Raw genomic sequence first — 26,401 nt, forward strand, 5'->3', positions numbered from 1 at the left:
GCCGCCCTCACCGATGCGTCGGCATCCATTTGTCCAGTGCTTCGAGCATCTTTTCCTGTTCGCCCTCACGCATGCCGATATTGGTCTGGCTGTAGGGAAAGTTCTGGCCCCTGACCTCGGCGTGGAATTTTCCGAGCGCGGCCACGCGCTCTTCGTGGATCTGCCTGTGCAGGCGCCCGACATTGCCAAAGGCGTAGGCGTGTTTCGGCGGTGTTTCTTCCTCGCTTGCCTCGCCGCAAATATCCGCAACGAAGGAGAAGATGGCATCGCCCGCTTTTCCCGACCCCAGCGAAAAGGTCACGATGGAGGTCTTGTCGTTGATCGCGGCCAGAACCTCCTCCGCAATGCATTCCGCTTCCACGGCAAACACCCCGGCATCTTCCATGCGCTTGAGCGTCTCGAAGATCTTCATGGCCTCATCGGCAGTCCGGCCCCAGGCGCGCAGGCCGCCGCAGTGATGGCTGAAGGTCGGGATCAGGCCGATATGGCTTTGAACCGGGATGCCGTCGCGCGCCATCCGCTCCATCACGTCGAAGGACCGCAGCGTGTAATACATGTCCGCGCCGTTGCGCATGGTCTCGTAGGCATGGGCGATGATCTCGTCATCCGAGCCGAACTGCGCCCAGGTCGATCCCGCGCCGGTGAAGTGATGCGGCGCGATCCGCCGGACATCCTCCATCTGGTCGGCGCCGACAACAAACAGATCGATGCCCGCCTCGACGCAGGCTTTCAATTCATCATTGTCGGCCGGATTGGCCATCGACAGCGTGCGTCCCGATCCCTTCAGCGCGCGCAGGTCGGCCACGGTGTAGTTGCGCTTCGCCGGGTTCCGGCTGAAGTCGTAGATCCGCTTCATGGGGTCGGTTCCTTTTCCGGGCCGGTCAGGCTTGTGCGAGCAGTTCCGGAAGTCCGGTGATTTCATTCTCGCGGATCACGGCCGGATCATAGGCCTTGCGGGCAAACACTTCACGCACCATGGGCTCGAAAGTTTCCAGCGGTTCGCTCACATAGTCCGGATCGAAGCTGGACTGGTCCCAGTGCTCGCAGAATGCGGCGCATGTGTCGAACAGCGGGTGGTCCCGATATCGGTCACGCGCGTTGCGGTCCCAGCCATAGTGATGACCGAAATAGAGCGTCTGGAAGATGCCGTGATGCTCGACCGTCCAGGCGACTTCCCACCTCACGAAGGGACGGATCACTTCCGCCGACATCTTGTCGTGGTTCTGCGGCGCAAGCCCGTCGCCGACATCGTGCAGCAGGGCCCCGACGACCCAGTCGATGTCCGCGCCGTCCCGGAGCGCCCGGGTTCCGGACTGAAGGCCATGTTCGAGACGGGTGATCTTGTAGCCCTCGAGCGTTGCTTCTCCCGCCCGGCGCAGCTCGTCGAGCACACGGTCCGCGGTCAGGGCCAGGAACGGTTTTTCCAGCTTTTCCAGAAGGTCGTAGTCTTCCTTCGTGCCGTCCTTCATTGCGGTGAAACTGACGGTCTGGCTCATGAGGCATCTCCCTGCGCATACATTCCTACGGTCTGTTCGGCGCCAGCGGAAAGTGTTTCGGCCTGGCCGGCCAGTATCCGATCATAGAGCGCAAGATCGGCCGGATGAAAGAGCCCGCGTGGTCCGGCGATGCAGTCCCAGCCGCCACGGGGGGTTTCTCCCCGGACCGGCATGGCCCAGTCACGCCCGGGCGCATGATCGCGCACGGCGGGGGTGACGTAGCGAATGGCGAGCCCGATCCGGCGGTCCTGGCTGTTGTTGGCGCCGGACGCGTGAAAGCAGCGTCCGTGATGCAGCGACATCTCGCCGGGCTTCAAAGGTCCGTGCACGGCAGCGGTCTCATCGACGCCCGCAATCGATTGCCCGCGCGACAGGAGATTGTCCGCGTCAAACGTGTCTTCATGTTCGGCGATCCGGCCCTTGTGGCTGCCCGGGATGAAACGCATGCAGCCCGCCTCGACGGAGACGTCCGACAAGGCCACCCAGGCCGTCACCTCGTCATCGGTCTCCCCCATCCCCCAAAAGGTGATGTCCTGGTGCCAGGAAACGGTCTTCCTGCTGCCCGGTTCCTTGATGAAGAGCTCCACCGACCAGGCAAGCAGATCCGGTCCGAGCACGCTCTCGACCGCGTCGAGAATGGCGGGTGTCCGGGCGGCCTCGGCGAGCATCGGAATGACCACGTGTCCGTTGACCCGGAAGAACTGGGCAAGGTCGTATCCGCCGGCGCCGTCACCATGTTCGGCCTCAAGCGCTTCGATCTCCCGGCGCAGCTGCGCGGCTTCGCTTGCGGAAAAAACCGGAAGGCCGGCAAAAAACCCGTTCTGGCGATAGTCGTTGAGATGGCTTGGTGTGAAATCAAGCATCAGGGTCTCCTCCATTTCGCCTGAAGCTACAGGGTGAAACCACGATGAGAAGACAGATCTCTTGCCCATCAGGATAAGCTGAGCTTATGCTGAATTCATGAGCAAACGCATTCCCTCTTTGAACTGGCTGCGGGTGTTCGAGGCCGCCGCGCGCTCCGGCAGTTTCGCGCGGGCTGCCGAGAACCTTGCCATGTCGCCTCCGGCCGTGAGCCAGCAGATCCGTGCCCTGGAGGCGCATCTGGGCCGCCCCCTTTTTGAGCGGGCGGCAGCGGGCGTTTCGCTGACCGAAGCCGGCCGCGGCCTGTTGGGTGTTGTCGGCGATGCGCTCGGGCGGATGGAAATGGCTGCCGCCTCTCTGGCCGCTCCCGGTGGACCGCCGCTGGTGATCGGCGTTTCAATGGCGTTTTCCGTCGGCTGGCTGATCCCGCGGCTTCCCGGCTTCACATCGGCACACCCGAACGTGACGCTCGAACTCCATTCCCTGCTCGGCCGGCCGGAAACGCCGCCCAGAACCGCGACGCTCTGGATCGCATTCGGGCCGCCCCCGCCGGGGACAGAGGGAGAAGCCCTCTTTGGCGAACGGCTCGAACCGGTCGCCCATCCAGAGATTGCCGCGCAGGTCCGCACGCTCGACGATGCCCTCGCGCATCCCCTGATCGAAGTTGCCGATCACCGGCGCAACTGGGTCCAGATCTTTGGCGGCGAGGTGCTCCCCGGCGGCGCGCGCGTGACCTATGTCGACACGACGCTCAGTGCACTTTCACTTGCCGGCGCCCATGGCGGCATTGCACTCGCCCGCCCGCCGGCAAGCAACGATCTGGTCGCAAGATATGGGCTTGTGCCGTGCCTTCCGGGCTTCGGCATGCGCGGGGTCGAGGAGTATCACGTCCTTCATGCGGCGGGTGCCCTGCTCGATCCCCACGCGAAGGCGTTCCTTTCGTGGATTTGCAGCGAAGCCGAGAAAACGCGCCGGACACTGGATCCATAGAAACCCTCCCCCACATCCCATGTGGCTGTGCGGCTGATGGCGAAAAAAGCTAAGATCACGGCCAGAAAAGTTTGTTGCCCTGACACCTCAGCAGGCAAGCTAAAAGGAGCCTTTGGGAGGGAAACGGCGTGTCCGAGACAACAGAAATCGCATCCGGTTACGACCCCGATCCGTCGCGTTCCAGTTCACTTCAGGCGGCGGCCTATGTGGAACCGGACTGGTTCAGATCCGACGTGAACGCGATCCTCGCACGGACGTGGCAATGGGTGTGCCATGCCGAAAAGACACGCGAACCGGGATCCTACGTGACCGTCGAGATCGCAGGCCATCCGATTGCGGTGGTGCGTGCGAAGGACGGCGTTCTGCGCGCCTTCTACAATGTCTGCAAGCACCGGGCGCATGAACTCCTGTCCGGCGAAGGCTCGACCACGCGAATCATGTGTCCCTACCATGCCTGGGTTTACCGCCTGGACGGACAGCTCGTCCGGGCACCGCACACGGAATCGCTCCAGGATTTCGACACCGCGGACATCTGTCTCGACGAAGTCCGGGTCGAGGAGTTTTGCGGCTTCGTCTTCGTCAACCTGGACCGTCACGCACGACCCCTGTCGGAACAGTCGGGAGACCTGGAAACCGAGATCAGGCACTGGGCCCCGGACATCGATCAGCTGACTTTCGGCCATCGCCTGACCTACGACATCAAGTCCAACTGGAAGAACGTCGTCGACAATTTCCTCGAGTGCTACCATTGCCCGACGGCACACAAGGATTTCTGCGATCTGGTCGACATGGAGACCTACAAGGTGACGACACACGGCATCTATTCCAGCCACATGGCGGATGCGGGCAACGCTGCCAACAGCGCGTATGATGTCTCCAATGCCAGTGTCCGGACCCATGCGGTCTGGTGGCTGTGGCCGACCACCTGCCTGATGCGCTACCCGGGCCGCTCCAGCATGATCGTGCTCAACATCATCCCGGTCGGACCGGACCGTACGCTGGAGACCTATGACTTCTTCCTGGAAACGCCGGAACCGAACGACATGGAACGCGATGCGATCCGCTATCTCGACGAGGTGCTGCAGGTCGAGGATATCGGTCTTGTCGAAAGCGTCCAGCGCGGCATGAAAACCCCGGCCTTCACGCAGGGACGCATCGTTCACGACCCGGACGGCTCGGGAAAATCGGAACATGCGGTCCACCATTTTCACGGCCTGGTGCTGGATGCCTATGCAAGGGGCGCCGCGTGACGGCGCCCAACATCGTCGTGGTGATGGCCGACCAGCTGGCACCGCACTTTACCGGCGCTTACGGGCATCCCCTGGTCAAGACACCGCATCTCGATGCGCTGGCCGCGCGCGGCATGCGTTTCGATGCCGCTTATTGCAATTCACCGCTCTGCGCGCCCTCGCGCTTTGCCTTCATGTCCGGGCAGTTGATCAGCCGAATTGCCGCTTATGACAACGCATCGGAATTCAGGGCCTCCATCCCGACCTTCGCCCATTACCTGAAGGCGCTCGGCTACCGGACCTGCCTTTCCGGCAAGATGCACTTTGTCGGACCAGACCAGATGCACGGTTTCCAGGACCGGGTGACGACGGACATCTATCCGTCCGATTTTGCCTGGACGCCGGACTGGGAAGCCGCGGATGAGCGGATCGACAAGTGGTATCACAACATGCAGACCGTGAAGGAAAGCGGTATTGCCCATGCCACCTTCCAGATCGACTACGACGACGAGGTCGGTTTCGCGGCCCGCCGCTGGCTGTTCGACCGGGCGCGCGACAGGACGGTGGGGGAAAGGGCGCCCTTCGCGCTGGTGGCAAGCTTCATTCATCCCCACGATCCCTATGTTGCGCGGCCGGAATGGTGGAACCTCTACGAGGATGTGGACATTCCGCTTCCCGCCGATGTTCCGCGCCTTGAAGACCAGGACCCGTTTTCACGCCGGCTCATGGACGGGATCGAAGCGTCCTACGTCCCGCTGAGCGAGGAGGAAGTCCGCCGGGCGCGCCAGGCCTATTTTGCCAACGTCAGCTATTTCGACAGCAAGATCGGGGAGATCGTCGACACCCTCGATGAGATCAACGAGCTGGACAACACGATCGTGATCGTGACGGCGGATCACGGCGACATGCTCGGTGAGCGCGGCCTCTGGTACAAGATGAATTTCTTTGAGTACTCCGCGCGCGTGCCGCTTGTCATGGCAGGCCCCGGCATCGCAAACGGCGATACGCCGAACGCATGCTCCCTGGTCGATTTGCTGCCGACCTTCCTGGAGATTGCGGGCGGCACGCCGGACATGCTCGGAGAGCCGATCGATGGCCGCAGCCTGCTTCCGCTCGCGCGCGGTGAACAGGACCCCGTCGACGAGGCCATCGGCGAATACTGCGCGGAAATGACGGCCCACCCGGTGATCATGATCCGCCGCGGTTCGATGAAATACATTCATTGCGACAGCGACCCGCCGCAGCTTTACGATCTGAAACGCGATCCCCAAGAAAGAACCAACCTCGCCGCGGACCCGCAATATGCTGACATTACCGCCCGCTTTGCCGATGAAGTCGCCCGGCGCTGGAACGGGGCGGAACTGCGCCGCAAGGTCATGGCCACTCAAAAGTCACGCCGTGCGCTGCACGCGGCCATGGAAGCGGGCGCCGGCGAAGCCTGGGACTACAATCCGCCGTCCGATGCCAGCCAGCAATATGTCCGCAACCACATGGACTGGACGGTTGCCGCCAATCGCTACCGTTACCCTCCGCTGAAGGAGAAAAAGAATGATGCTTGATGGCAAGGTCGCGCTCGTTACGGGCGCAAGGGGAGGGATTGGCCGCGCGATCGTCGCGCGTTTTGTGAAGGAAGGCGCGAAGGTCCATGCCGCCGACCTCAGCCCCGAGGGTTCTCTTGACATTGCTGAAGATGATGGCAGCCGGTTCCTCAAACTGGACGTGACCAGCGAGGCCGATGCGATCAATGCGATGGAACAGATCCGGGAGGAAGACGGCAAGCTCGATATACTCGTCAACGCCGCCGGAATCGAGATCGAGAAGACCATCGAGGACACGTCCCTTGAAGAGTGGAACCGCTCGTTCGCGGTCAACGTGACCGGGACCTTCCTGACATCGAAATATGCGCTCCCGCTTTTGCGCCGGGCAGCCCAATCGGGGCCAAGCGCCAGCCTGATCAATTTCGGCTCCTATGACGGTTTCATCGCCGATCCGGGGCTTGCCGCCTATTGCGCCACCAAGGGTGCCGTGCATGCGCTCACCCGGGCCATGGCCTGTGATCACGGTCCGGACGGTATACGAGTAAATGCGATCTGCCCCGGCTATATAGACACGCCCATGCTGCAGAGCTTCTTCGACGGAGATGGCTCGGGCGGCGGTGGCGGCAACATCGAAACCCTGCAGCAGGCCGTCCGGGACGTGCACCCGATGCGCACCTATGGAACGCCGGAAGACATTGCCAATCTGGTCAACTGGCTGGCCTCGGACGAAGCGCGCTATGCCTCCGGACAGCTTTGGGTCCTCGATGGCGGCCTGTCGGCCCAAGTTCAGCAGATGAGGCTGTGATGCCCAGATCCGTTATCATCACCTGTGCCCCGACCGGCGGCATTCATACACCGTCCATGTCGCCCCACCTGCCGGTCACCCCGGCGGAGATCGCAACGGCCAGCATCGAGGCGGCCGAGGCCGGAGCCTCCATCATCCACCTGCACGCGCGTGACCCGGAAACCGGCAAGCCCGATCCGAGGCCGGAAACATTCAACCAGTTCCTGCCGGTGATCAAGCAGTCCACCGATGCGGTCATCAACGTCTCGACCGGCGGCGGTCTCGGAATGACGATGGATGAGCGGCTTCTGGCCGCGACCACCGCCAGCCCGGAAATGGCGTCCCTCAACATGGGCTCGATGAATTTCGGCATCTTTCCGATGCTGCAGAAATACACCGAGTTCGAGCATGACTGGGAGCGGCCGTTCCTGGAGATGACCGAGGACTTCATTTTCCCCAACACTTTCCGCACGATCCGCTACGCGATCGAGAAACTGGGCGGCGACCACGGAACAAAATTCGAGTTCGAGTGCTACGACCTCGGCCATCTCTACAACGTCAAATGGTTTGTCGATCAGGGTCTGATCAGGCCGCCGTTCTTCATCCAGCTGGTGTTCGGCATCCTCGGCGGAATGGGTGCGGACGCGGACAACCTCCTGCATCTGCACAAGAAGGCGGACGAGCTCTTCGGTCCGGAGAACTATGAGTGGTCGGTGCTTGCCGCCGGGCGCCACCAGATGCCGTTTGCAACCCAAAGCGCGATGCTGGGCGGCAACCTGCGTGTCGGTCTGGAGGACAGCCTCTTCATCGGCAAAGGTGAGCTTGCGACCTCCAACGCACAGCAGGTCAGGCGCATTCGCGGCATTCTGGAAAGTCTTGGCCTTTCCATCGCCACACCGGCGGAGGCGCGCGAACGGCTGGCGCTCAAGGGTGGTGACAAGGTCGGCTTCTAGGGAGGATTGGATATGCAGACACGCATGTTGATAGACGGGGAGCTGGTAGAGGGAACCGGTGAGGGCCTGGCGGTCCTGAACCCTGCCAGCGAAGCGGCGGTGGAAACCGTGAAGGAAGCCGGCGAAGACCAAATCGATGCGGCGGTGAACGCCGCTGCCGAGGCCTTCGAAACGTTCTCCGCAACAACACCTGCGGAACGCTCGGCGCTGCTTCTGCAGATCGCGGACGTGATTGAACGAAACAGCCTGGAACTGGCGGAGCTGGAAAGCCTTGATGTCGGCAAGCCCTGGCCGTCCGCCCACGACGACGAGATGCCGCTGACGATCGACGTATTCCGCTTTTTTGCTGGCGCGGCCCGCACGATGACCGGCTCGGCAGCAGGCGAATACATCGCCGGGCACACCTCCATGATCCGGCGTGATCCGGTCGGCCCGGTCGCCGCGATTGCCCCGTGGAACTATCCTTTGATGATGGCGAGCTGGAAACTGGCGGCCCCGATCGCGGCCGGGTGTTCCGTTGTTCTGAAGCCGTCCGAACTCACGCCCCTGTCAACCCTGAAGCTTGGCGAACTGCTGCAGGACGTGGTGCCCAGGGGCGTTGTCAACATCATCCACGGGCGCGGCCCGACAGTTGGCAGCGCGCTGATGAACAGCCCGAAGATGGAAGCGATCAGCGTCACGGGGTCACCTGCAACGGGCATGGCCGCCATGCGGGCAGCATCCAGCCAGATTCGGCACGTCCATCTGGAACTCGGCGGCAAGGCCCCGGTCATCGTCTTTGACGATGCTGATCTGGATGCGGTCGCGGAAACCATCCGCTATGGCAGTTATTTCAATGCCGGTCAGGATTGCGCCCAGCCCTGCCGCGTGCTGGTCGCCGACAGTGCCTATGACCGCCTTGTCACCGCCATTGCCGACCAGGTCGGCCAGATCAGGACCGGAGCGCCGAAGGAAGAGGGAACCGAGATGGGACCCCTCGTCTCGGCGGCACAAAGGGACAGGGTGGCGGGCTTCGTCGAGCGTGCCGGGGCAAGCGCAGAGATCGTGCTGGGAGGGAGCTCTGGCAGCGGGCCAGGGTTTTTCTTTGATCCCACCGTGATTGCCGATGTCGACAATGCGTCGGAAATCGCCTGCGACGAGGTCTTCGGGCCGGTCATCACGGTTTCGCGCTTTTCCGATGCCGATGAGGCCCTGAAGATCGCCAATGCCGGATCCTATGGTCTTGCGTCCTCGGTCTGGACCCGCGATATCGGCCTCGCCATGCGCATGACGTCCAGACTGCGCTACGGCTTCACCTGGGTGAACACCCACGGCATGGCGACGCCGGAAATGCCTTGGGCCGCGATGAAGGGGTCCGGCACCGGGTGCGACATGTCCGTCTATGCGCTCGACGCCTATACATCGATCCGCCACGTCATGGTTGCCCACTGATGCGTCTGGCCCGAAAGAAAGCCTTTGTGACTGGTGGCAGGCAGGGGATCGGCAAAGGCATAGTCGATGCCTTTCTGGCCGAGGGCGCGCATGTCACCGCCTGCGGCCGCGGCGAGAAACCTGCCGGGTATCCGGCGGACTGGCTGACCCTGGATGTCGCTGATCCCGGGGCTGTCACGGCTGCGGCGGCGTCCTTCGAAGCGCTCGACATCCTGGTCAACAATGCCGGCGTCCAGGTGGAAAAGACCGTTGTCGACAGCACGGACGCGGACTGGGACCACGTGATGAACACGAATGCACGTGGCGTGTTCAACACCTGCCGCGCCTTCATTCCATTGATGCGCGCGGGTGGATCGATCATCAATATCGGCTCGATATCGGGCAATGTCGCCGACCCGTCCATGGCGCTCTACAATGCATCGAAGGCCTTCGTCCACGGATTGACACGATCCATCGCGGTCGATCACGGTCCAACGGTCCGCTGCAACGCGATTTGTCCTGGCTGGATCGAGACCGGCATGCTCGACGCCGGGTTCGACCTTGCAAACGATCCGGAAAGAGCCAGGTCTGATGCACTTCAGCGTCACGCGGTGCGGCGCTTCGGCCAGCCCCGCGACATTGCCGCCATGGCGGTCTGGCTTGCCTCGGACGAGGCCGGCTTCGCCACCGGTCAACTCTTCACGGTCGACGGCGGCATGACCGCTGCCTCTCCGCTCAATCCGGGACTGTTCTGATGAACCAGATTTCAAATGTTGCGGTTCTGGGTGCCGGTGTCATCGGCGCAAGCTGGACCGCCTTGTTTCTCGCCTCCGGTCGTGACGTCACCGTCTATGATCCGGCCCCGGATGCCGAGACGAAAGTGAAGACCTACATCGAAACCGCCTGGCCGTCCCTGGAGGCCCTCGGTCTTGCATCCGGAGCAACAGCCGGACGGGTCTCGTTCTCGAAAACCGCCGCCGATGCGTCCGCGGGCGCGGGTTTCATCCAGGAAAACGTTCCGGAGCGGCTGCCGCTCAAACACGCGATCTACGCTGAAATCGAGCCGGTTCTTTCAAGGACCGCGATCGTGTCCAGTTCCACGTCGGGCCTGACGCTGGAAGCCCTGCAGGAGGGATGGAAAGATCCGGCGAACTTCGTTCTGGGCCATCCTTTCAACCCGCCGCATCTCATTCCTCTCGTTGAGTTGACGGCCAACGAAAGGACCGATCCGGCGGCGCTCGATACGACGGAAGCCTTCTACGAGGCGATCGGCAAGGTCACGATCCGCATCAGGAAAGGCATGCCCGGTCATGTGGCCAACCGCCTGCAGGCGGCTGTCTGGCGCGAGGCCGTTTACATGGCCGTCGAAGGTGTTGCCAGCGTGGAAGACATCGACAAGGCGATGTGGGCCGGACCCGGCCTCAGGTGGGCCGCGATGGGACCGACGATGCTGTTTCACCTGGGCGCAGGCGACGGCGGCCTTGAGGCCTTCTGCGATCATTTCAGGGAGACGTTCAACGGCTGGTGGGAGGGTCTCGGAGACCCGCGCCTGGACGAGGACGTGATCGAGAAACTGGTTGCCGGGATGAACGAGCAGTCACGGGGACGCAGTCCCCGGGAGCTTTCCGAAGAGCGGGACAGGATGCTGGTCGCGCTCCAGGCCGCAACCCGGTCGCTCAGGGACCGGGCTTCGGATTGATGTACGCCAGGTGGTTTGCCGCATGTTCGCGATCTGCAACCGGCGCTGCCTGGTTAAAAAACCTGCGGATAGGCAGCCGCCACAATCATTCCCGCGATCATGGCCCAGATGACATTCCGGGAAAACGCAGAGACGATGATCGCACTGACAGTCGCCGCAAGTGCCTTCAGGTCCATCCCGGCAAGAGATGAGGCCACGAGAGCCGCGATGACCGAAACCGACACTCCCCCGAGGAACTTCTCGATGCGAGGCGTCATTGTTATCCGGGCCATGAGTACGGCGCCGGACAGCCGTGTCCCGAGCGCGACCAGCGCAAGAACCGCGACGGCAACGAAATAGGAACCGTCACTCAGCATGACGCATCGCGGCGACACCGCCGCCAAGAAGTGCGGCCAGAATGATGTTCCAGCCATTGGGAAGATAGGGCAGCGTCGTCACCGATGCACCGGTTGCGACGAAAACCGGCAACAGGAGGGATGGCGTCGAGCGCACCATTCCGAATGCCGTTGCAGCGAAGAAACACAGCATCACGACGCCAAAGCCGAAAGCGTCCGTGTCGCCGAGCAGGTTTCCCCCGAAAGCCCCGGCGGCGGTGCTGCCGGCCCAGGTGATCCAGAGCATCAGTCCGCCTCCGAGAAGCGGCCCGAGGTCTGTTTCCCCGCGCTGCAGGAGCGATTGCGTATCGGCAAAGTTTGCATCGCTCAAAAACATCAGTGTCAGGAAACGCTTGCCTGCCGGCAGCCGGTTGACCCATTGGGCCAGAGCGGCACCCATGATCAGGTGCCGGCCGCTCAGCGCCAGCGCAACCAGCCCGAGGGAAAAGAACGCCACAGGCTCCTGAAGGAAGTCGAGTGCAGCGAATTGCGCCGTTGCCGTGAACACGAAGATGCTCATCAGCGTGGCCTTGACCGGACCGATTCCGCTGTCTGTCGCAGCAATGCCAAACGCGATGCCGAAGGGAATGACAAACAGGCAAATCGGCAACAGCCGCATCATGCCGCGCAAGACGCCGGACATCGACAGCGTTACGTTTCGAGAATTTCTAACCATAATAAAGGTTAGACATCCTTGCAGCTTGCCTGTCAACCTGTATAGGGGTTAGAAAATGCCATGAGCTATTCCGAAGGACATCCCGTTCGCCCCGTCGGCGGACGTCTTGCGCTTGATTTTGTCAACACCGCCGATTGGACGGCGAACGCCGATGTGGCACACGAGAAACTGAACAGCCTGGCTGATCTGGACGTTTGGTTGCGAGCGCTGCAGATTGAGGCGCGCTGTGGCTGCACACTGGATCAGCTGAAATCGCTCAGATCCGATCTTCGGGCGATGTTTCTGGAAGCGAAGAGCTCCGAAACCTTGAACGCTGTCAGGGAGTTGGACTTTGGCACCCCGGCGGAGACGCCACTTCTGCTGGAAGGCCTCCTGGCGGCATCTGCGATCTCCATACTAACCGATCCCAGGGAGCACGGCCGCCTCAAGATGTGTCCGGGTGACAACTGCGGCTGGCTGTTCATCGATGAGACCAGGAACAGCAGGCGGACCTGGTGCAGCATGGAGAGTTGCGGCAACAGGGCAAAGGCCGCAAGGCATTATCAGCGCACCAGGAAAAGCACCGTTTCCCGTTAGTCACGCACCGGACGTAAAGTCCGGCAGCGCTGTGCATCGCCCACCGCCTCACACCTGACCGGTGACCGGCTGATGACCGCCTAATCCGGTCCCTGCGTATCCGGCACGGGACTGTGCATCGGCCAGGCGCGGAACTCGAAGGGAACGCGGCCTTCGATCCGGTCGCTCCCCGGCGACAATCCGAAGCGCTGCTTGTAAGACCGGCTGAAATGCACCTGGCTGTTGAAACCGGACGCAGCAGCGATTTCGCTAAGCTTCATCTCTGTTTGCGTCACCAGCCCGCGCGCCCGGTCAAGCCGGATGTCGCGGTAGTATTCGACCGGTGACCGGCGCACATACTGTCTGAACAGGCGGCTGAGCTGTCGCTGGGACACATGAAGACGTGCACAGATGTCCGGGATGGAAAGCGGGTCTTCGAGGTTCTGCTCCATCAGATCGATCGCACGTCTCACGGCGCCCGGCGTTGCGTGACCCGTCGGTTCGGTTCCCTTCGGATTCTGCGAATGTCCCTCACACCGGATGTGATGATGAAACAGGTACCGGGACGCAGCGTTCGCAATGCTGACGCCGGCATGACGTCGCAGGAAATGAAGCGCCAGGTCGGTTGACGCCGAACCGCCGCAGCAGGTGAAGACCCGCTCGTCGATGACGAAGAGGTCCTCGCTGACGGCCGTATCCGGAGCGACTTCGATCAAGGCGTCGATATGTTCGTAGTGCACTGTGGCCGTTCTGCCGGCCAGAAGTCCGGCCTTCGCGAGCACGAATGCCCCGGTATCGAGCCCGCCGACGACCACGCCTTCGCGCGCCCATTTCTTCAGCGGCCCGAGCACCCGATCCGTGTAATGACGTTCCGGGGTCCAGCTCGTGCTGACGAGAACCAGGTCGGGTTTTGCCGCGTTCAGATCGGCAATCGCCCTGGTGGCGACACTAAGCCCGCTGCTCGACGGTACAAGCCCGCCCCGGTCGGACACGACCGTCCAGGAAAACCGGGCCGTTCCATTCAGATAGTTGGCGACCCGAAACGGATCGATAAACGAGGTTGTCGCCGACACGTTGAAATGCGGCGTGACGAGAATGACGATCCTGACGGGGTCGGCCTGATCAACGGACATGGCCAATTTTGTATATAGACGGCCGGAAAAATCAAATCGGCCTGCCGCAAGCCTGCGCGCGTGACATCAATCGGTTCGACCCTGCTAAGATACGGAAACTCAAAAAACCGGAAAGTTCGACAGCCGGACCCGCTTCCCATCGCCAGAACAGGAGAAATCATGCCAGGTTCCGATGCTGAAATCCCCGGTCCGAAAGTCTCGACCGAACAATGGGAACGGACCATCGAGCGCGATACCGTCCTGTTGCGCCGGGGGCTGGATCTTCACGAAAAATTCTGCGAGGCAGCGGACGCGCAGGAGGCCGAGCGCGAGCAGGCCGAAAAGGAAGCCGCCGCCCGCGGCGAAAAACATCCCTTTGTCGAAACGCAAGAGGAAAAGGCCTGGGACGCCTATCACGATCGCGCCCTCACCGGCATTGCGATCGACAACCGGCATGTGCTGGAACAGCTTGGCCTCGATCCCCGCAAGTCCGCTCTTTACGATACCTTTCCCGAGCTCCTGACGCAGGCCTGCAACCCGCAGACCCCGATCCTCTACGATCCGTCGATCCGGCGCTTCGGCCTCAAGGAGACCTGGGGTCCCGCGCTGCGCACCATCAGCCATTGCCCGTGGAGCGGCCGGAAACTGCCGGAGGATCTCGCGGACCGGTGGTTTGACCTGATCGAGGATCTGATGGGCACCGACGACTGGTCGACAGATGAGGCACGCGAAAAGCTGAGCGGCGACTATTTCAACGAGACCTGGTGGATCGAACGCGGGCTCTAACCGCCCTTCGGGTGCTCAGAAGAAGCTGTTGGATCTCGCGAAACCGGTACTCTTGACTTCCACCCTGCCCCCGGTCCAATCAGACCCATGCAGCTTCTCAAGGGCCACTGGCAACTCATCGCGATCACGCTTGTCCTGTTCCTCTTGTGGAACACGCCGGCAGTCATCCCGCTGAAGATCCTGATCGTGTTCCTGCACGAACTCGCTCATGCCATTGCCACCGTGCTGACCGGGGGGTCGGTGGTCGATCTTTCGGTGTCTCCCAACCAGGGGGGACACGTGATTTCAAGAGGCGGCAACCGCTTCATCACCCTGTCGGCAGGCTATCTCGGATCGCTCGTGATCGGAATCGTGCTGCTGGTCATCGCCCTACGAACACATGCCGACCGCGCCGTTCTGGCAATCTTCGGCTGCCTGACCCTTCTCGTTACCGTTCTTTACGTCCGGGACTGGTTTGCGCTTCTGTTCTGCGGGGTCACCGGCCTTGGCATGCTGGCGATCGCGCGCTACCTGAGCCGGCCCGTCAATGACATGGTGCTGCGCGTGATCGGTCTGTCGAGCATCATCTACGTGCCCTATGACATTTTCGACGACACGATCCGCCGGTCCGGTGCCCGCTCCGACGCCTACATGCTGGCCGACGAATTCGGCGGAACGACCCTGTTCTGGGGTGGTCTCTGGCTCCTCTTGAGCCTCGCCGCGATTTTCTGCTGCATCCGGTACGGGCTCGGCGCCGACAGTAACCTCTCGTTCCGCGAAAAGACCCGGGAGTAAGCCCGGCTTTTCCGAACGGTGGCCGGTCCCGGAGATTGCCCGCTGAAGGGCCTGCTAGGTGATGGACTCAAAAATGAGGCCGAAATGGTTTGAGGCGGATTGCTTCTCCTCAAGGAGCGGAAGCGCAGGAAATGTGGTTCATTTTCAAGCCTTTCGCGACGCCGGGGAGGCGCAATCCGGTCAAATCCGAAGGACATGGAAATGGCTTCACCCCGTGTCGTCAGCGTGCTTGACCGGGCAGGAAGCCCGCTCCGCACACCCTTCCTGACGGGATCTCGCCATTTCCCATGCCATTTCAGTCTCATTTATGGGTCCATCACCTAGGCTTCTGCCGCCGTCCGGTCCATAGTCTCGGCGAGACTGGCGTGGAACCACCGGATCGGATCCTCCGCCCCCGGACCGCGCGAGAGTGGTCCGAACTCGAAACCGGGCATCTCCAGACCGCGCTGTGTCTTTTCGCAGATCCAGATATCCTCTGTCTGAAAGTCACCGGTTTCCAGAGCGGGCCTGGTCCAGTTGTCCGAGGAAATCACCCCTGTCTTCTTGTCGTAACCCGGAATGGAGCCGCGCTCGTCCGTCCATTGCCACGGGCCGACCCACTGGCGGACCTCCAGCCGCGTCTTCGCCGGGGCGTAAGGCTTGAGCGAGGTGATCGAGAACCCGTAGGGCGTCGGAACGATCAAGGTGAGCGGGAAGAGAAAAAAGACACCGCCATACCCCGGCTCAGACGCGCTTTCGATGCGACCCGACGAACCCGCCTCCTCGCGGATCTTCAGTGGCAGGCGGTGCCGCACCCCTTCTTCGTTGGCATACCAGATCATGTGATCCCCGGCCTGCTCCCAGACATTCTTGTCCGGCGCGGGTCCGCCGAGCGTGTTTTCGTGAAGATAGGCAAGGTGATACCCGTCCAGGGCGTTCTCGGCAAAGACCTTCCAGTTGCACTTGAGGTCGTAGACGAGCGGAACGGCCTCCTTGACATCACTGGAAAACAGGTCATGCGGCCACGCCTTGTCCGCGATCGGCTTCACCCAGGCTTCAAAGGATGCCCCGGCATTCGGATTGACGAAGACGAGGTCCTTGAAGACACCGACCGCCGCCGGTTTCAGACCGAGTTTTGTCCGATCGAGATCGGCGAAACAGCTGCGCATGTCCGGGACGCCCCGCAAGGCACCGTCAAGACCGAAGGTCCAGCGGTGATACGGGCACACGATCGCCCCACCGGTATTCCCTGTCGCATTGTCCAGCAAGGTCGAACCGCGGTGGCGGCAGAAATTGTGAAATGCGTTGAGATCCCCGGTCTTGTCCAGAACCACCAGAACCACCGACGCTCCGACCTCCACAAGCCGGTAGTCTCCGGGTTCGGTAAAGTCCCGGACCGTGCCGGCAAATGCCCAGGCATCGCGAAACAGCGTCGCGCGTTCGAGCATGAACCGGTCCTGGCTGAAATAGGCGTCGGGGCGCAGACGCTCGGCGTCAGTCATTGTGAGCCTCCAGTGCAGTCAACAGAAGCTTTGCAGCAGATTTGGAAGAGGTGACGAACCGCGCACTGATCCCGATCGGATAGAGCGCCTCGACGTTGAAGTAGATGCCGGACAGTCCCGCGGCGACTGTTTGCAGAAGCTCGGCAGGCGCACGCGGACAACTGCGCGCAAGCACGTCTTCAAGGCGTTTGACGAAATCGTCCAGCCAATGTTGCAGCTGCCTTGCGAGCACCGGATCCCCTGGGGCTGCCGCACTCAACGCGTTGAAAACCAGGACAAGCTGAGGATTGGCGCCACGCGGGTCGAACAGGACATCCAGAAGCGTCTCGAGGCGGTTCTCGTCCGGCAGTGATGACACCAGGTCTTCCATCGCCGTTCTGCTGCGCGCGAGAAATCGTTTCACCAGGGCCTCCTGAAGGGCCTCCTTGTTGCCGACATTATGCCGGATGAGCGGCCTTGCCAGACCGGCGATCTCGGCCGTCTTGCCCAGCGTCGCCCCCTCCAGCCCGTAGCGCGCGACACAGTGTTCGAATGCATCCAGGATCTGTTCCCGGCGGTCCTCCTTGATCTCCGGCCGTGCCAATCCACATCTCCAAGTAAATTTTCAATCCTGACAATCAATTTAGGCAAACGCATTTAATTGTCAAGCTTGATAATTTTGATGCAGTCTCCTGGAACGTCCGGATGGACTACCGGCGCAGAACCCGGTTCAAGCCGCGAAGTCCTCTCAGCGTTTGGCAAACACCACCGCGACCGCGTGCGGGAGCACACTGAAAAACAAAACCGCCGGCTGTCACCAGCCGGCGGTTTTTCATTCATCGGTGATGAGGGTTGCCTTACTTGGCTTCCTCTTCGTCAGAAACCTCCTCATCGGAAGCCTCCGCGTCATCGTCGCCCTTCAGCGAATTCAGCTTCGCAAACACGGCGTCCGCGTCGATTTCCTCTTCCTCTTCGCGCCTGACCGGCTGGCTTGGATCGAGCGAGAAGGCGGCCGCGATCGCGTCTTCGCTGGTGCTGTCTTCGACCGGCATCAGCGTTTCGACGGGCTCGCCGGCAACAGGTTGCGGTGCATTCTTGGCGGCCTTTTCGACTTCCATGTCCAGTTCGAGCTGGCTGCACAGGCCCAGCGTCACGGGATCCGACGGCGTCAGGTTGGCCGAGTTCCAGTGGGTCCGGTCACGGATCGCCGCGATGGTCGGCTTGGTGGTGCCGACAAGACGCATGATCTGCGCGTCCTTCATTTCCGGATGGTTGCGCACGAGCCACAGGATCGCATTCGGACGGTCCTGGCGGCGCGACACCGGTGTATAGCGCGGTCCCTTGCGCTTGGTTTCAGGTACGACAACTTTCGACCCCTGAAGCTTGAGCTGGTACTTGGGATCGTTCTGCGCCTTTTCGACTTCTTCACGCGTCAGCTGGCCGGTCAGGATCGGGTCCAGACCCTTGATGCCCTGGGCCGCCTCACCGTCGGCAATCGCCTTGACTTCAAGCGGGTGCAGTTTGCAGAACGTCGCGATCTGCGTGAAGCTCAGGGCCGTGTTGTCCACGAGCCAGACGGCGGTGGCCTTCGGCATAAGCGGCGTGTTCGCCATCGGATAAATTCCTCTCGTGTGCTCCCTCGCCCGGCAGGGCGAAAAAGCGGTGTTCTAGTTCTGTTTCATGGAAAGTGGCGCGAATATATGCCGAACGCCGCGGAAACGCAAATGGAGTCCGCAACCGGCTATTTCGGCGCGTGGCCGTCTCTGTTCACACGTCGACGGTCAGAACGATTTTACCAATATGTCCAGAGCTTTCCATCCGCCGGTGCGCGTCCGCTGCCTGTTCGAGCGGGAAGGTGGAATCCATGACCGGCTTCACTTTTCCGGCTTCGATCAGGGGCCAGACCCGCGATTCCAGGCTTGCCGCTATGGCGGCCTTGAATTCATCGCTGCGCGGGCGCAGCGTGGAACCCGTATGGGTCAGCCGCTTCACCATGAGGCGTGAGAAATTGACGTTTTCGGCAACACCGTTGAGCGTCGCGATCTGGCAGATGCGGCCTTCGACAGCGGCCGCCTTCCAGTTCCGCTCGACATAGTCACCGCCGACCATGTCGAGAATCACGTGGACACCTTCGCCGCCGGTGATGTCCAGGATGACCTTCTCGAATGCGGCGTCGCGATAGTTGATGACATGATCCGCCCCGAGTTTGCGCACGGCCTCCGCCTTCGCCTCGGACCCGACCGTCGTGAACACCTCCGCTCCGAAGGCCTTTGCCAGCTGGATCGCGGTCGTGCCGATGCCGGACGTGCCGCCATGAACCAGGAACCGTTCCCCGGCAACAAGACCGCTGCGATCGAACACGTTGGTCCAGACGGTAAAAAAGGTCTCGGGAAGCGCCGCCGCTTCGACCATATCCATGCCGTTCGGGATCGGCAGCGCATGACCGGCGTTCACCTTGCAATAGGTCGCATACCCGCCTCCCGGCGCCAGCGCCGTGACCTTGTCCCCGATACCGAAGCGTTTGACCTGCGCGCCGCAGGCCACGATCTCACCGGCGACTTCAAGACCCGGCAGGTCGGACGCTCCTTTCGGCGGCGGATAGGCCCCTTTGCGTTGAAGAACATCCGGACGATTGACGCCGGCGGCGTGCACCTTGATCAGGATGTCATCCGGACCGGGCTCAGGCAGCGGGCGCTTTTCCAAAATCAGAACATCCGCGTCTCCGGGTTCCGAAATTGCAATGGCAGTCATTTCGTCCGGCAAATTCTGCATCAAAACGGTTCCTGTTGGTTCATTTTGGGACTGGCGGGCGGTTGCATGTGTAGCCTATGGTAAATAACCGTCGGCCCGGTGGAAGGAAAGACGGACTGGAAAATCCGGGTGCGGATTTTTTTCAACGGCACGGTTCGGAGAGCGAAGCGATGGGTGTTTTTGACGAAGATATCCCCAAAAAGCCGGAGGCCGGCAAAATCACGGTTGGCGAAGATCTGGCGCGTTTGTCGGAGGATGAGCTTTCCGAACGCATTACGGCCCTTCAGGAAGAAATTAACCGTACCCGGCAGGAACTGGAACAACGCAGCACTATTCGCGATGCCGCGAACTCTGTATTTCGCTGATTGCCTTGGTATTATTCGCGATAAATTCGAATTAATTCAGGTCTTTACCGGCATTCTGGTAAATAAGCTAGGTAAATTTTTACGCGTTTACCACTCATTAATCTTTCCAAAGTATAAATATGGCTATCCAGTCATCTGGATATGAGTGGCTCCTGTCCACTCTGTTTGACGCCTCCCTGTTAAAGACTCAGAGCCGCAACCGTGCGGCTCTTTTTTTTGCTTCGCACGCATAGTATCCTCGAATGGTTCTGGTTAACTGTCGATCCTGCGGCCGTCTGGCATGACGCTTGCTCGGTAGATGGCATGACAGCGCGTTCCGTTCCGATACGGGACATCTTTGGCAAGATGTTTCGACACGGGACACACAAGGCGGACGCGCTTGGAACCGGAAGAGTAGATGAGGCGTAGTTATCCCATGACGGAAGACAAGAAAAAAGCCGAAGGTCCTGCAAGTGCGGTGCACATTGCTCACCATCTTGCAAACTCGGACAACTTCCAGAACCTGTTTCAGGAAGGCATGTCTCTCGTCGAGGAGACCGCCATGTATCTCGACGGCGAAGGCCGGGAAGAAGCCAAGCAACTGCCGCGCCCTGCATCGCTTGCCTATGCGACCGAGTCCATGCGTCTGACCACCCGCCTGATGCAGCTGGCATCCTGGCTCCTGCTCCAGCGCGCCGTCAATGAAGGCGAAATGTCCCGCGAACAGGCGGGAAGCGAAAAGAACAAGGTACGGCTCGACAAACTCAGCAGCGCGACCGGTGGCCCTTCCTGGGACGAACTCCCGCACACGCTGCGTGACCTGATCGAACGCTCCACCCGCTTGCAGGAGCGCGTCGTGCATCTCGACAAGATGCTTTACCGCAAGGGCGAGGAAGAAACGGTCGAAGAAGCGGCCATCAACGACAATCCGGTCGCCTCGCAGCTCAACCAGCTCCACGCGGCATTCGCCAAACTGGGTTGATCGGGCTCAGCCTGAATTGAATTGAGAAGGCCGCCGCGAGGCGGCTTTTTTGTCTGAATGAGTGCGTCTGCCAGCTCCGCATGCCACACGTCATAAAACAAAAAACCCGGCCACTGGCCGGGTTTTCATGTTCTGCGCGGTTGCTGCGGCACTTAGGAGCCGAGGAAACCTGCAAACTTGTTCTTGAAGCGGGACACGCGGCCGCCGCGGTCCATCAACTGACGGTCGCCGCCGGTCCACGCCGGATGGGACGTCGGGTCGATGTCCAGCTGCAGTGTGTCGCCTTCCGCACCGTAGGTGGAACGGGTGGTAAATTCGGTACCATCGGTCATGACGACCTTGATGGTGTGATAGTCGGGATGAATATCCGCTTTCATGACCGGTCCTTTCAGGCGCCAAGTCCGGCTTTCACGGAAAGCCGAAGCGTCGGGCGCAAAACGAGATAAAGGGCCGCCGATCCGGATGCGGACGCCGCCCTCAGAAACTGAGGCGGGGATATACCTCAAGGCGGCAGGCAAGACAAGGGGCAAATTCCTGCAATCGGGCTTTGGCTTTGATCAAGGACGCGGCCCCCGCTTTACGGCAAATTGCGTCGCGCGCAGCAATACCACAGGCATTGTACACGCGATAGAACATGATAAAGACGGATGGGACCGCGCCGGACGGCGCGGACAAGGAGGAGAGGCCGGTTGGCGGACGCGATTGCATCAGAGCTTGACGAAAACGAGAAACGAACCCGGCGCTCGCTGCGGCCGCTGACGCGCCTGTTGCCTTATCTCACCAAACACCGGGGCATGGTGGCGGCAGCCATCGCGGCGCTTTTCTCCGCAGCCGTGATCACGCTTGTGCTGCCGGCAGCCGTTCGCCGGATGATCGACTATGGCTTCGGAGCGGACGATCCTGCCCTGGTCAATTCCTACTTTGCCGTTCTGATCGGGGTCGTCTGTGCCCTGGCGATGGCCAGCTCCATCCGCTATTTCCTGGTCATGTGGCTCGGAGAGCGCGTCGTTGCCGAAGTCCGGTCGGACGTCTTCGACCACATGACCCGACTCAGCCCGTCTTTCTACGACAGCGCAAAATCCGGCGAAATCCTGTCGCGCCTGACAGCCGACACCACCCAGATCAAGGCAGCGTTCGGCGCGAGCGCGTCGCTCGCCATGCGCAACCTGATCATGTTTGCAGGCGCGTCCGTCATGATGGTGGTCACCAGCCCGCGTCTTTCGGTTTTTGTACTCGCTGCCATCCCCGTCATTCTTGTCCCGGTGCTTGGGTTCGGCAGAAAGGTGCGCAAAAGATCCCGCTTTGCCCAGGACACGCTCGCCGATGCATCCGCCTATGCAAGTGAAATGCTGGGCTCCGTCCGCACGATACAGGCCTTCACGCACGAACAGCGCAGCGCCAACCGCTACACATCCGCCATCGAAACAGCCTTCACTGCCGCACGCCAGGCGATCGTGGCACGGGCCGCCCTCACCGGTTTTGCCATTTTCGTCATCGGCTCCAGCATCGTCGCCGTTTTGTGGATCGGTGCCAGCGACGTGTTCGCAGGCCGGATCACCGGTGGTGAACTCAGCCAGTTCCTGCTCTATTCCATCCTGGCCGCAGGATCTCTGGCCGCGCTTTCCGAGGTCTGGGGGGAATTGTCCCAGGCAGCCGGCGCAGCGGAACGGCTGTCCGAACTTCTTGAAATCGAGCCTGAAATCAAGGCGCCTGCGGTTCCCGCGAAGCTGCCGGAAACCACGCAGGGCGCCATTTCCTTCCAGGACGTCTCTTTCGCCTACCGCAACAGCGAGACCATGCCCGTGGTGCGGGATCTGACCCTTGAGGTGACGCCGGGAGAAACCGTCGCCGTCGTCGGTCCTTCCGGCGCCGGAAAGTCGACGCTCTTCAGCCTGCTGATGCGGTATTACGACCCGACATCAGGCGTCATTCGCCTGAATGGCGTCGCGCTTCAGGACCTCGACCCGGTGGATCTGCGCAGTCATATCGCGCTCGTTCCGCAGGACACCGCAATCTTCGGCGCATCCGTTGCCGAGAACATCGCCTACGGCCGGCCCGACGCCTCGCGCGACGAAATTGTCGCTGCCGCCAATGCCGCGCTGGCCGCCCCGTTCATCGAGAACATGACCGACGGCTATGACACCCTTGTCGGCGAACGCGGGATCACGCTGTCCGGCGGTCAGCGCCAGCGGATCGCCATTGCCCGAGCCGTTCTCAGAAATGCTCCGGTGCTGCTGCTGGACGAGGCGACCAGTGCGCTCGATGCCGAGAGCGAAAATCTCGTCCAGAAAGCCCTCGAACGGTTGATGGAAGGCCGCACGACGCTTGTCATCGCTCACCGCCTTGCCACCGTCTTGAAGGCCGACAGGATCGTGGTCATGGAAGACGGCCGGATCGTCGAAACGGGCACGCACGCGGAACTGAGTGCCGCCGACGGTCTCTACGCCAAGCTCGCACGCCTGCAGTTCGGTGCGGAATCGCAAAAGCAACTGGCCTGAACATCGCGGCCTTTGCGGGCCGGTTTCAGGCTTCCCAGACCGGAGGCTTGCCGATCTTCTCGATCAGGAAATCGATAAAGACGCGGACCTTCGCGGTGAGCACGTTCGAACGCGGATAAACAAGCCATACGGCCGATCCGTCCCGGACTTCGTAGTCCGGCAGAACCCGAACCAGCGTTCCTTTCCTGAGATCGTCGTGGACGCTCCAAACCGAATTCATGGAGATGCCCGCCCCGTTCACGGTGGCAACCCGCATGCAGGTACCGTCGTCGAAAACCAGGCGGTTTTCGGAACCCGCCGGAGGGAACATGGCAGCGGCCCCGGTCTCCTGTGCCTCCAGCTTCCGCGGCGGGCCATCCCGGAAAACCAGTAGCCGATGCCTGCGCAGGTCTTCAGGTGTCGCCGGAAACTCATGTTGGGACAGATAACCGGGCGATGCACACAGAATACGTCTGTCGTCGGACAGCTTGCGCGCTCTCAGGCTGCTGTCTTCGATCGCGTAGTTGCGCAACGCCAGATCGAACGCCCCCTCGATCAGGTCCATCTGCGTGTCGGACAGCCGCAGCTGAAGATCGATTTTCGGATACCGGTCGAGAAACTCGCCGAGGACCGGAGCAATGAACAGCTGCGTGAACGAACTCGGTGCCGCAAAGCGCAACGTCCCCTTGACCTCTCTGCCGTGATGCCCCTGCGCCGCGAGAAAGGCGTCCTCCTGGGCCAGTATTTCCCGGGCATAGGGAAGAAACTCCGCTCCTTCCAGCGACAGGGACACCTTGCGTGTCGACCGGTGCAACAGGTCGGAACCGACCTGCTTTTCCAGCTTGGACAAGCGCGCGCTCGCCACCGCCTGCGCCAGCCCGAGCTCACGCCCTGCCGCGCTGATGTTCAGCATGTCGGCCGCAAGGACGAAGAGCCTTATGCAATCCGTATCCATCAGCTCGGTCCTTTTCGCCTTGTTGAACGGCCCCTTACAGCGTCGGCCCGACACCGGGTGAATGCGGCACCTGGCTAGGATCCGATGCCGGGACTGAAGCCGGCTGCTGCAGCTGGCGTCTGCCAATCCGGGACTTGAGTCTCTATTCATAACAAAATCCGAATTCTGAAACCAATTTTTGCCGGATTAAGTCCAATGCCCGATTGAATTAGATGTTCTGTCGTGAGGCGCTGAACTCTTCCCCGAGCGCCGAACCGTCCTGGATATGTCTGCCGGGAACGCACCCAAGCATCGCTTTTGGACAAGGATCGTCTCGATGAAATACGACAATTTCACAACCTTCGACGTGAAGGTGGAAAACGCTATCGCAACGGTGACCTTCGATTTCGGCACCGTGAACGTGCAGGGTCAGGAAATGCTGGCCGACCTGAACAGCCTGGCCATGCGGCTCGAGAGAGACCGGGAAACCAAGGTGGTCGTCTTCCAGTCCGCGAACCCCGAGATCTGGGTCTGCCACTACGACACGGAACTTCTGAAGGACATGTCCACCGAGGCGGTTTCCCGCGACGAGGCCGAGCTTCTCGACCTTCAGGCGGTGTGCGAACGCATCAGCAAGGTACCGCAGGCGACCATCGCCAAGCTGGAAGGGTTCGCGCGCGGCGGCGGCCACGAACTGGCGCTGGCGCTCGACATGCGCTTTGCCGCCCGCGGCAAATTCAAGTTCATGCAGATGGAAGTCGGCATGGGCATCCTGCCCTGTGGCGGCGGCGCTTCGCGAATGGCGCGTCAGACAGGTCTGGGCCGGGCTCTTGAAATCATCCTCAGCGCCCGTGACTTCGACGCCGACGAGGCGGAAGCAATGGGCACGATCAACAAGGCGCTGGAGCCGGACGAGATCGGCGCTTACGTGGACAATCTGGCAAAACGCATCGCCAGCTTCCCCGCCGAGTCCATCAATGCCTGCAAGCAGATGGTCTATGAATCCATCGACCGTCCGATCCAGGACGCGCTCAAGGCCGAGGCCTACTGGCTCTACCAGGCGACCAGCAAGACACCTGCCGTCAAACGCTTCACCATCGCCGACGAGCAAGGGCTGGAACATGACATCGAGAACCAGAGAAACTGGCCCGATCTCGTCATGAAGGTTCAGGAGATCAACTGACCGGCCGGCCCCGGAGACGAAGACGGCCACGAAGACGACCCCGAAAGAAAAATGGCCGCCGGCGGACACCGGCGGCCATCCCATGAAGGGATCGTCGTTGCCTGCGACGGCAGGCATCACGCGTCAGTCGTCGTCGGGAACCGCAACGGTGTAGTTGAGCGGCATTCTTCCGCCGTCGGCCATGATCGTCTGGCCGGTAACGTAGCTGGCGTCACGCGACGCGAGAAACGCGGCAACTCCGGCAATTTCGGAAGGTTCGCCGATGCGCTGAAGCGGTGTCCGTGACATCACGCGTTTTTTCGCCGCCGGATCGCTGTTCACCGCCGCCAGCATGTCCGTCATGATTGATCCCGGTCCGATTGCGTTGACCCGGATGCCATGGGGCGCCAGCGCCAGCGCGGTGACCTTGGTCAGTTGCGACACGCCACCCTTGGACACGCAGTAGGGAATCTGGTTCGGGATCGCGAGAACCGAGTTGATCGACGACATGTTGATGATGCAGCCGGGTTCGCCGCCGTTTTCGACTTTCTCGACCATGTGCCGGGCAACCGCCTGGGAGCACAGGAAGGCCCCCTTCAGGTTGACCGCGAGAATCCGGTCGAAATCTTCTTCTTCCAATTCGAGAAAGTCGGCGCCGCCGACGATGCCCGCATTGTTGACCAGGATGTCGATGTCGCCATAGCCGTTGAGTGTTTCGGCCACCATGTTGCGAACATCCAGACGTTCACCGACATTGCAGTGGATATATGTCACATCCCCGAGGCTGCCGAGATCTTCGACCGTTTCCTCGCCCGCCGCGTCGTCGATGTCGGCGACGACCACCTTGGCTCCGTCGCTCACAAAGCGTTTGGCGATGGCGAAACCGATCCCTCTGGCTCCACCGGTAACGATCGCAACCTTATTTTCCAAAGACACGAAAAACCTCACGGTTTACTGACCAAAAGCGGCGCAGGAACGCGCCCGCGACGGCCCGACCATAAGTCTCAAAACCGGCGCTGTCGATGGCCGATGAGGTCCTCCAGTAGCGGAACTT

The 26,401-nt window shown here is 61.3% G+C and carries 28 protein-coding genes; 15 read left to right on the forward strand and 13 right to left on the reverse strand.

Annotated elements, in window-relative coordinates:
* Positions 1-7 precede the first annotated feature (7 nt).
* The 3 genes from ACO07N_RS04035 to ACO07N_RS04045 are packed head-to-tail and all read right to left on the reverse strand — an operon-like array spanning position 8 to position 2,359.
* On the reverse strand, positions 8-856 hold the full coding sequence (locus ACO07N_RS04035) for a 3-methyl-2-oxobutanoate hydroxymethyltransferase (RefSeq protein WP_421979794.1): 849 nt from the start codon (positions 854-856) through the stop codon (positions 8-10).
* 25 nt (positions 857-881) lie between these two features.
* Complete coding sequence (locus ACO07N_RS04040; RefSeq protein ID WP_421979795.1) at positions 882-1,496, reverse strand: HD domain-containing protein; 615 nt, start codon at positions 1,494-1,496, stop codon at positions 882-884.
* A complete protein-coding gene (locus ACO07N_RS04045; protein WP_421979796.1) occupies positions 1,493-2,359 on the reverse strand; it encodes a phytanoyl-CoA dioxygenase family protein in 867 nt (288 codons plus the stop codon). Before ACO07N_RS04045 ends, ACO07N_RS04040 begins: the two co-directional genes overlap by 4 nt.
* 97 nt (positions 2,360-2,456) lie before the next feature.
* Here ACO07N_RS04045 and ACO07N_RS04050 point away from each other — a divergent pair, with 97 nt between their 5' ends.
* From ACO07N_RS04050 to ACO07N_RS04085, 8 genes are all read left to right on the forward strand, one after another.
* Positions 2,457-3,347, forward strand: coding sequence for a LysR family transcriptional regulator (locus tag ACO07N_RS04050; protein ID WP_421979797.1), 891 nt, complete (start codon positions 2,457-2,459; stop codon positions 3,345-3,347).
* A gap of 128 nt (positions 3,348-3,475) precedes the next feature.
* Positions 3,476-4,597, forward strand: coding sequence for an aromatic ring-hydroxylating oxygenase subunit alpha (locus ACO07N_RS04055; protein ID WP_421979798.1), 1,122 nt, complete (start codon positions 3,476-3,478; stop codon positions 4,595-4,597).
* Complete coding sequence (betC, locus tag ACO07N_RS04060; protein WP_421979799.1) at positions 4,594-6,135, forward strand: choline-sulfatase; 1,542 nt, start codon at positions 4,594-4,596, stop codon at positions 6,133-6,135. Before ACO07N_RS04055 ends, betC begins: the two co-directional genes overlap by 4 nt.
* A complete protein-coding gene (locus tag ACO07N_RS04065) occupies positions 6,125-6,919 on the forward strand; it encodes an SDR family NAD(P)-dependent oxidoreductase (RefSeq protein ID WP_421979800.1) in 795 nt (264 codons plus the stop codon). Before betC ends, ACO07N_RS04065 begins: the two co-directional genes overlap by 11 nt.
* Positions 6,916-7,851 (forward strand): 3-keto-5-aminohexanoate cleavage protein, encoded by a 936-nt coding sequence (locus tag ACO07N_RS04070; RefSeq protein WP_421979801.1) that lies wholly within the window; start codon positions 6,916-6,918, stop codon positions 7,849-7,851. The genes ACO07N_RS04065 and ACO07N_RS04070 overlap by 4 nt, the downstream gene beginning before the upstream one ends.
* A 12-nt stretch (positions 7,852-7,863) precedes the next feature.
* Positions 7,864-9,282, forward strand: coding sequence for an aminobutyraldehyde dehydrogenase (locus ACO07N_RS04075; protein ID WP_421979802.1), 1,419 nt, complete (start codon positions 7,864-7,866; stop codon positions 9,280-9,282).
* The gene (locus ACO07N_RS04080; RefSeq protein WP_421979803.1) at positions 9,282-10,016 is read left to right on the forward strand and encodes an SDR family NAD(P)-dependent oxidoreductase; all 735 of its coding nucleotides are present in this window, start codon (positions 9,282-9,284) and stop codon (positions 10,014-10,016) included. Before ACO07N_RS04075 ends, ACO07N_RS04080 begins: the two co-directional genes overlap by 1 nt.
* Positions 10,016-10,960, forward strand: a complete 945-nt coding sequence (locus ACO07N_RS04085; protein ID WP_421979804.1) for a 3-hydroxyacyl-CoA dehydrogenase NAD-binding domain-containing protein — start codon at positions 10,016-10,018, stop codon at positions 10,958-10,960. The genes ACO07N_RS04080 and ACO07N_RS04085 overlap by 1 nt, the downstream gene beginning before the upstream one ends.
* Positions 10,961-11,013: 53 nt before the next feature.
* Here ACO07N_RS04085 and ACO07N_RS04090 read toward each other — a convergent pair whose 3' ends face one another.
* On the reverse strand, positions 11,014-11,316 hold the full coding sequence (locus tag ACO07N_RS04090) for an AzlD domain-containing protein (protein WP_421979805.1): 303 nt from the start codon (positions 11,314-11,316) through the stop codon (positions 11,014-11,016).
* Positions 11,306-11,977, reverse strand: a complete 672-nt coding sequence (locus tag ACO07N_RS04095) for an AzlC family ABC transporter permease (RefSeq protein ID WP_421979806.1) — start codon at positions 11,975-11,977, stop codon at positions 11,306-11,308. Before ACO07N_RS04095 ends, ACO07N_RS04090 begins: the two co-directional genes overlap by 11 nt.
* 93 nt (positions 11,978-12,070) lie before the next feature.
* Between ACO07N_RS04095 and ACO07N_RS04100 the strand changes: the two genes are divergently transcribed.
* A complete protein-coding gene (locus ACO07N_RS04100) occupies positions 12,071-12,586 on the forward strand; it encodes a CGNR zinc finger domain-containing protein (protein WP_421979807.1) in 516 nt (171 codons plus the stop codon).
* An 80-nt stretch (positions 12,587-12,666) separates the two neighbouring features.
* Here ACO07N_RS04100 and ACO07N_RS04105 read toward each other — a convergent pair whose 3' ends face one another.
* Positions 12,667-13,698 carry a GlxA family transcriptional regulator gene (locus tag ACO07N_RS04105; protein ID WP_421979808.1) on the reverse strand — a complete coding sequence of 344 codons (1,032 nt, stop codon included), beginning with the start codon at positions 13,696-13,698 and terminating at the stop codon, positions 12,667-12,669.
* A gap of 159 nt (positions 13,699-13,857) precedes the next feature.
* Here ACO07N_RS04105 and ACO07N_RS04110 point away from each other — a divergent pair, with 159 nt between their 5' ends.
* Together ACO07N_RS04110 and ACO07N_RS04115 are read left to right on the forward strand one after the other, a co-directional pair.
* On the forward strand, positions 13,858-14,463 hold the full coding sequence (locus ACO07N_RS04110; protein WP_421979809.1) for a DUF6980 family protein: 606 nt from the start codon (positions 13,858-13,860) through the stop codon (positions 14,461-14,463).
* An 87-nt stretch (positions 14,464-14,550) separates the two neighbouring features.
* The gene (locus ACO07N_RS04115) at positions 14,551-15,237 is read left to right on the forward strand and encodes a M50 family metallopeptidase (protein ID WP_319384147.1); all 687 of its coding nucleotides are present in this window, start codon (positions 14,551-14,553) and stop codon (positions 15,235-15,237) included.
* A gap of 320 nt (positions 15,238-15,557) precedes the next feature.
* Here the strand turns inward: ACO07N_RS04115 and ACO07N_RS04120 are convergent, their stop codons facing one another.
* The 4 genes from ACO07N_RS04120 to ACO07N_RS04135 form a co-directional block, all read right to left on the reverse strand.
* Positions 15,558-16,718: an aromatic ring-hydroxylating oxygenase subunit alpha gene (locus ACO07N_RS04120; RefSeq protein WP_421979810.1), complete on the reverse strand. Its 1,161-nt coding sequence runs from the start codon at positions 16,716-16,718 to the stop codon at positions 15,558-15,560.
* Positions 16,711-17,301: a TetR/AcrR family transcriptional regulator gene (locus tag ACO07N_RS04125; RefSeq protein WP_421979811.1), complete on the reverse strand. Its 591-nt coding sequence runs from the start codon at positions 17,299-17,301 to the stop codon at positions 16,711-16,713. The genes ACO07N_RS04120 and ACO07N_RS04125 overlap by 8 nt, the downstream gene beginning before the upstream one ends.
* A 253-nt stretch (positions 17,302-17,554) precedes the next feature.
* Entirely contained in the window at positions 17,555-18,310 is a 756-nt protein-coding gene (locus ACO07N_RS04130) for a DUF1013 domain-containing protein (RefSeq protein WP_421979812.1), read from the reverse strand.
* 154 nt (positions 18,311-18,464) lie between these two features.
* Positions 18,465-19,469, reverse strand: a complete 1,005-nt coding sequence (locus ACO07N_RS04135) for an NAD(P)H-quinone oxidoreductase (protein ID WP_421979813.1) — start codon at positions 19,467-19,469, stop codon at positions 18,465-18,467.
* Positions 19,470-19,618: 149 nt separating this feature from the next.
* Between ACO07N_RS04135 and ACO07N_RS04140 the strand changes: the two genes are divergently transcribed.
* Positions 19,619-19,813 carry a DUF1192 domain-containing protein gene (locus tag ACO07N_RS04140; RefSeq protein ID WP_421979814.1) on the forward strand — a complete coding sequence of 65 codons (195 nt, stop codon included), beginning with the start codon at positions 19,619-19,621 and terminating at the stop codon, positions 19,811-19,813.
* Positions 19,814-20,228: 415 nt separating this feature from the next.
* Entirely contained in the window at positions 20,229-20,774 is a 546-nt protein-coding gene (locus ACO07N_RS04145; protein WP_421984375.1) for a DUF1465 family protein, read from the forward strand.
* A gap of 152 nt (positions 20,775-20,926) precedes the next feature.
* Here the strand turns inward: ACO07N_RS04145 and rpmE are convergent, their stop codons facing one another.
* The gene (rpmE, locus tag ACO07N_RS04150; RefSeq protein ID WP_008196026.1) at positions 20,927-21,151 is read right to left on the reverse strand and encodes a 50S ribosomal protein L31; all 225 of its coding nucleotides are present in this window, start codon (positions 21,149-21,151) and stop codon (positions 20,927-20,929) included.
* A gap of 312 nt (positions 21,152-21,463) precedes the next feature.
* Between rpmE and ACO07N_RS04155 the strand changes: the two genes are divergently transcribed.
* Complete coding sequence (locus ACO07N_RS04155; RefSeq protein ID WP_421979815.1) at positions 21,464-23,272, forward strand: ABC transporter transmembrane domain-containing protein; 1,809 nt, start codon at positions 21,464-21,466, stop codon at positions 23,270-23,272.
* Positions 23,273-23,297: 25 nt separating this feature from the next.
* Here ACO07N_RS04155 and ACO07N_RS04160 read toward each other — a convergent pair whose 3' ends face one another.
* Complete coding sequence (locus ACO07N_RS04160; RefSeq protein WP_421979816.1) at positions 23,298-24,206, reverse strand: LysR family transcriptional regulator; 909 nt, start codon at positions 24,204-24,206, stop codon at positions 23,298-23,300.
* 316 nt (positions 24,207-24,522) lie between these two features.
* On the opposite strand from ACO07N_RS04160, the gene ACO07N_RS04165 reads away from it, so the two are divergent.
* Positions 24,523-25,368, forward strand: a complete 846-nt coding sequence (locus ACO07N_RS04165) for an enoyl-CoA hydratase/isomerase family protein (RefSeq protein WP_421979817.1) — start codon at positions 24,523-24,525, stop codon at positions 25,366-25,368.
* Positions 25,369-25,491: 123 nt separating this feature from the next.
* Here ACO07N_RS04165 and ACO07N_RS04170 read toward each other — a convergent pair whose 3' ends face one another.
* Positions 25,492-26,283: a 3-oxoacyl-ACP reductase family protein gene (locus tag ACO07N_RS04170; protein WP_319384156.1), complete on the reverse strand. Its 792-nt coding sequence runs from the start codon at positions 26,281-26,283 to the stop codon at positions 25,492-25,494.
* Between the last annotated feature and the right edge of the window lie 118 nt (positions 26,284-26,401).

The sequence above is a fragment of the Roseibium sp. genome, assembly GCF_965229775.1.
Lineage (GTDB): Bacteria > Pseudomonadota > Alphaproteobacteria > Rhizobiales > Stappiaceae > Roseibium.

What these genes read in the sequence shown, in the direction of transcription:
- ACO07N_RS04100 (WP_421979807.1), top strand. Translation starts at nt 12,071, where the DNA reads ATGAGCTATTCCGAAGGACATCCCGTTCGCCCCGTCGGCGGACGTCTT.
- ACO07N_RS04050 (WP_421979797.1), top strand. Translation starts at nt 2,457, where the DNA reads ATGAGCAAACGCATTCCCTCTTTGAACTGGCTGCGGGTGTTCGAGGCC.
- ACO07N_RS04120 (WP_421979810.1), bottom strand. Translation starts at nt 16,718, where the DNA reads ATGACTGACGCCGAGCGTCTGCGCCCCGACGCCTATTTCAGCCAGGAC.
- ACO07N_RS04065 (WP_421979800.1), top strand. Translation starts at nt 6,125, where the DNA reads ATGATGCTTGATGGCAAGGTCGCGCTCGTTACGGGCGCAAGGGGAGGG.
- ACO07N_RS04105 (WP_421979808.1), bottom strand. Translation starts at nt 13,698, where the DNA reads ATGTCCGTTGATCAGGCCGACCCCGTCAGGATCGTCATTCTCGTCACG.
- ACO07N_RS04035 (WP_421979794.1), bottom strand. Translation starts at nt 856, where the DNA reads ATGAAGCGGATCTACGACTTCAGCCGGAACCCGGCGAAGCGCAACTAC.
- ACO07N_RS04095 (WP_421979806.1), bottom strand. Translation starts at nt 11,977, where the DNA reads ATGTCCGGCGTCTTGCGCGGCATGATGCGGCTGTTGCCGATTTGCCTG.
- ACO07N_RS04080 (WP_421979803.1), top strand. Translation starts at nt 9,282, where the DNA reads ATGCGTCTGGCCCGAAAGAAAGCCTTTGTGACTGGTGGCAGGCAGGGG.
- ACO07N_RS04145 (WP_421984375.1), top strand. Translation starts at nt 20,229, where the DNA reads ATGACGGAAGACAAGAAAAAAGCCGAAGGTCCTGCAAGTGCGGTGCAC.
- ACO07N_RS04135 (WP_421979813.1), bottom strand. Translation starts at nt 19,469, where the DNA reads ATGCAGAATTTGCCGGACGAAATGACTGCCATTGCAATTTCGGAACCC.
- ACO07N_RS04115 (WP_319384147.1), top strand. Translation starts at nt 14,551, where the DNA reads ATGCAGCTTCTCAAGGGCCACTGGCAACTCATCGCGATCACGCTTGTC.
- ACO07N_RS04140 (WP_421979814.1), top strand. Translation starts at nt 19,619, where the DNA reads ATGGGTGTTTTTGACGAAGATATCCCCAAAAAGCCGGAGGCCGGCAAA.
- ACO07N_RS04130 (WP_421979812.1), bottom strand. Translation starts at nt 18,310, where the DNA reads ATGGCGAACACGCCGCTTATGCCGAAGGCCACCGCCGTCTGGCTCGTG.
- rpmE (WP_008196026.1), bottom strand. Translation starts at nt 21,151, where the DNA reads ATGAAAGCGGATATTCATCCCGACTATCACACCATCAAGGTCGTCATG.
- ACO07N_RS04075 (WP_421979802.1), top strand. Translation starts at nt 7,864, where the DNA reads ATGCAGACACGCATGTTGATAGACGGGGAGCTGGTAGAGGGAACCGGT.
- ACO07N_RS04160 (WP_421979816.1), bottom strand. Translation starts at nt 24,206, where the DNA reads ATGGATACGGATTGCATAAGGCTCTTCGTCCTTGCGGCCGACATGCTG.
- ACO07N_RS04045 (WP_421979796.1), bottom strand. Translation starts at nt 2,359, where the DNA reads ATGCTTGATTTCACACCAAGCCATCTCAACGACTATCGCCAGAACGGG.
- ACO07N_RS04110 (WP_421979809.1), top strand. Translation starts at nt 13,858, where the DNA reads ATGCCAGGTTCCGATGCTGAAATCCCCGGTCCGAAAGTCTCGACCGAA.
- ACO07N_RS04090 (WP_421979805.1), bottom strand. Translation starts at nt 11,316, where the DNA reads ATGCTGAGTGACGGTTCCTATTTCGTTGCCGTCGCGGTTCTTGCGCTG.
- ACO07N_RS04040 (WP_421979795.1), bottom strand. Translation starts at nt 1,496, where the DNA reads ATGAGCCAGACCGTCAGTTTCACCGCAATGAAGGACGGCACGAAGGAA.
- ACO07N_RS04165 (WP_421979817.1), top strand. Translation starts at nt 24,523, where the DNA reads ATGAAATACGACAATTTCACAACCTTCGACGTGAAGGTGGAAAACGCT.
- ACO07N_RS04085 (WP_421979804.1), top strand. Translation starts at nt 10,016, where the DNA reads ATGAACCAGATTTCAAATGTTGCGGTTCTGGGTGCCGGTGTCATCGGC.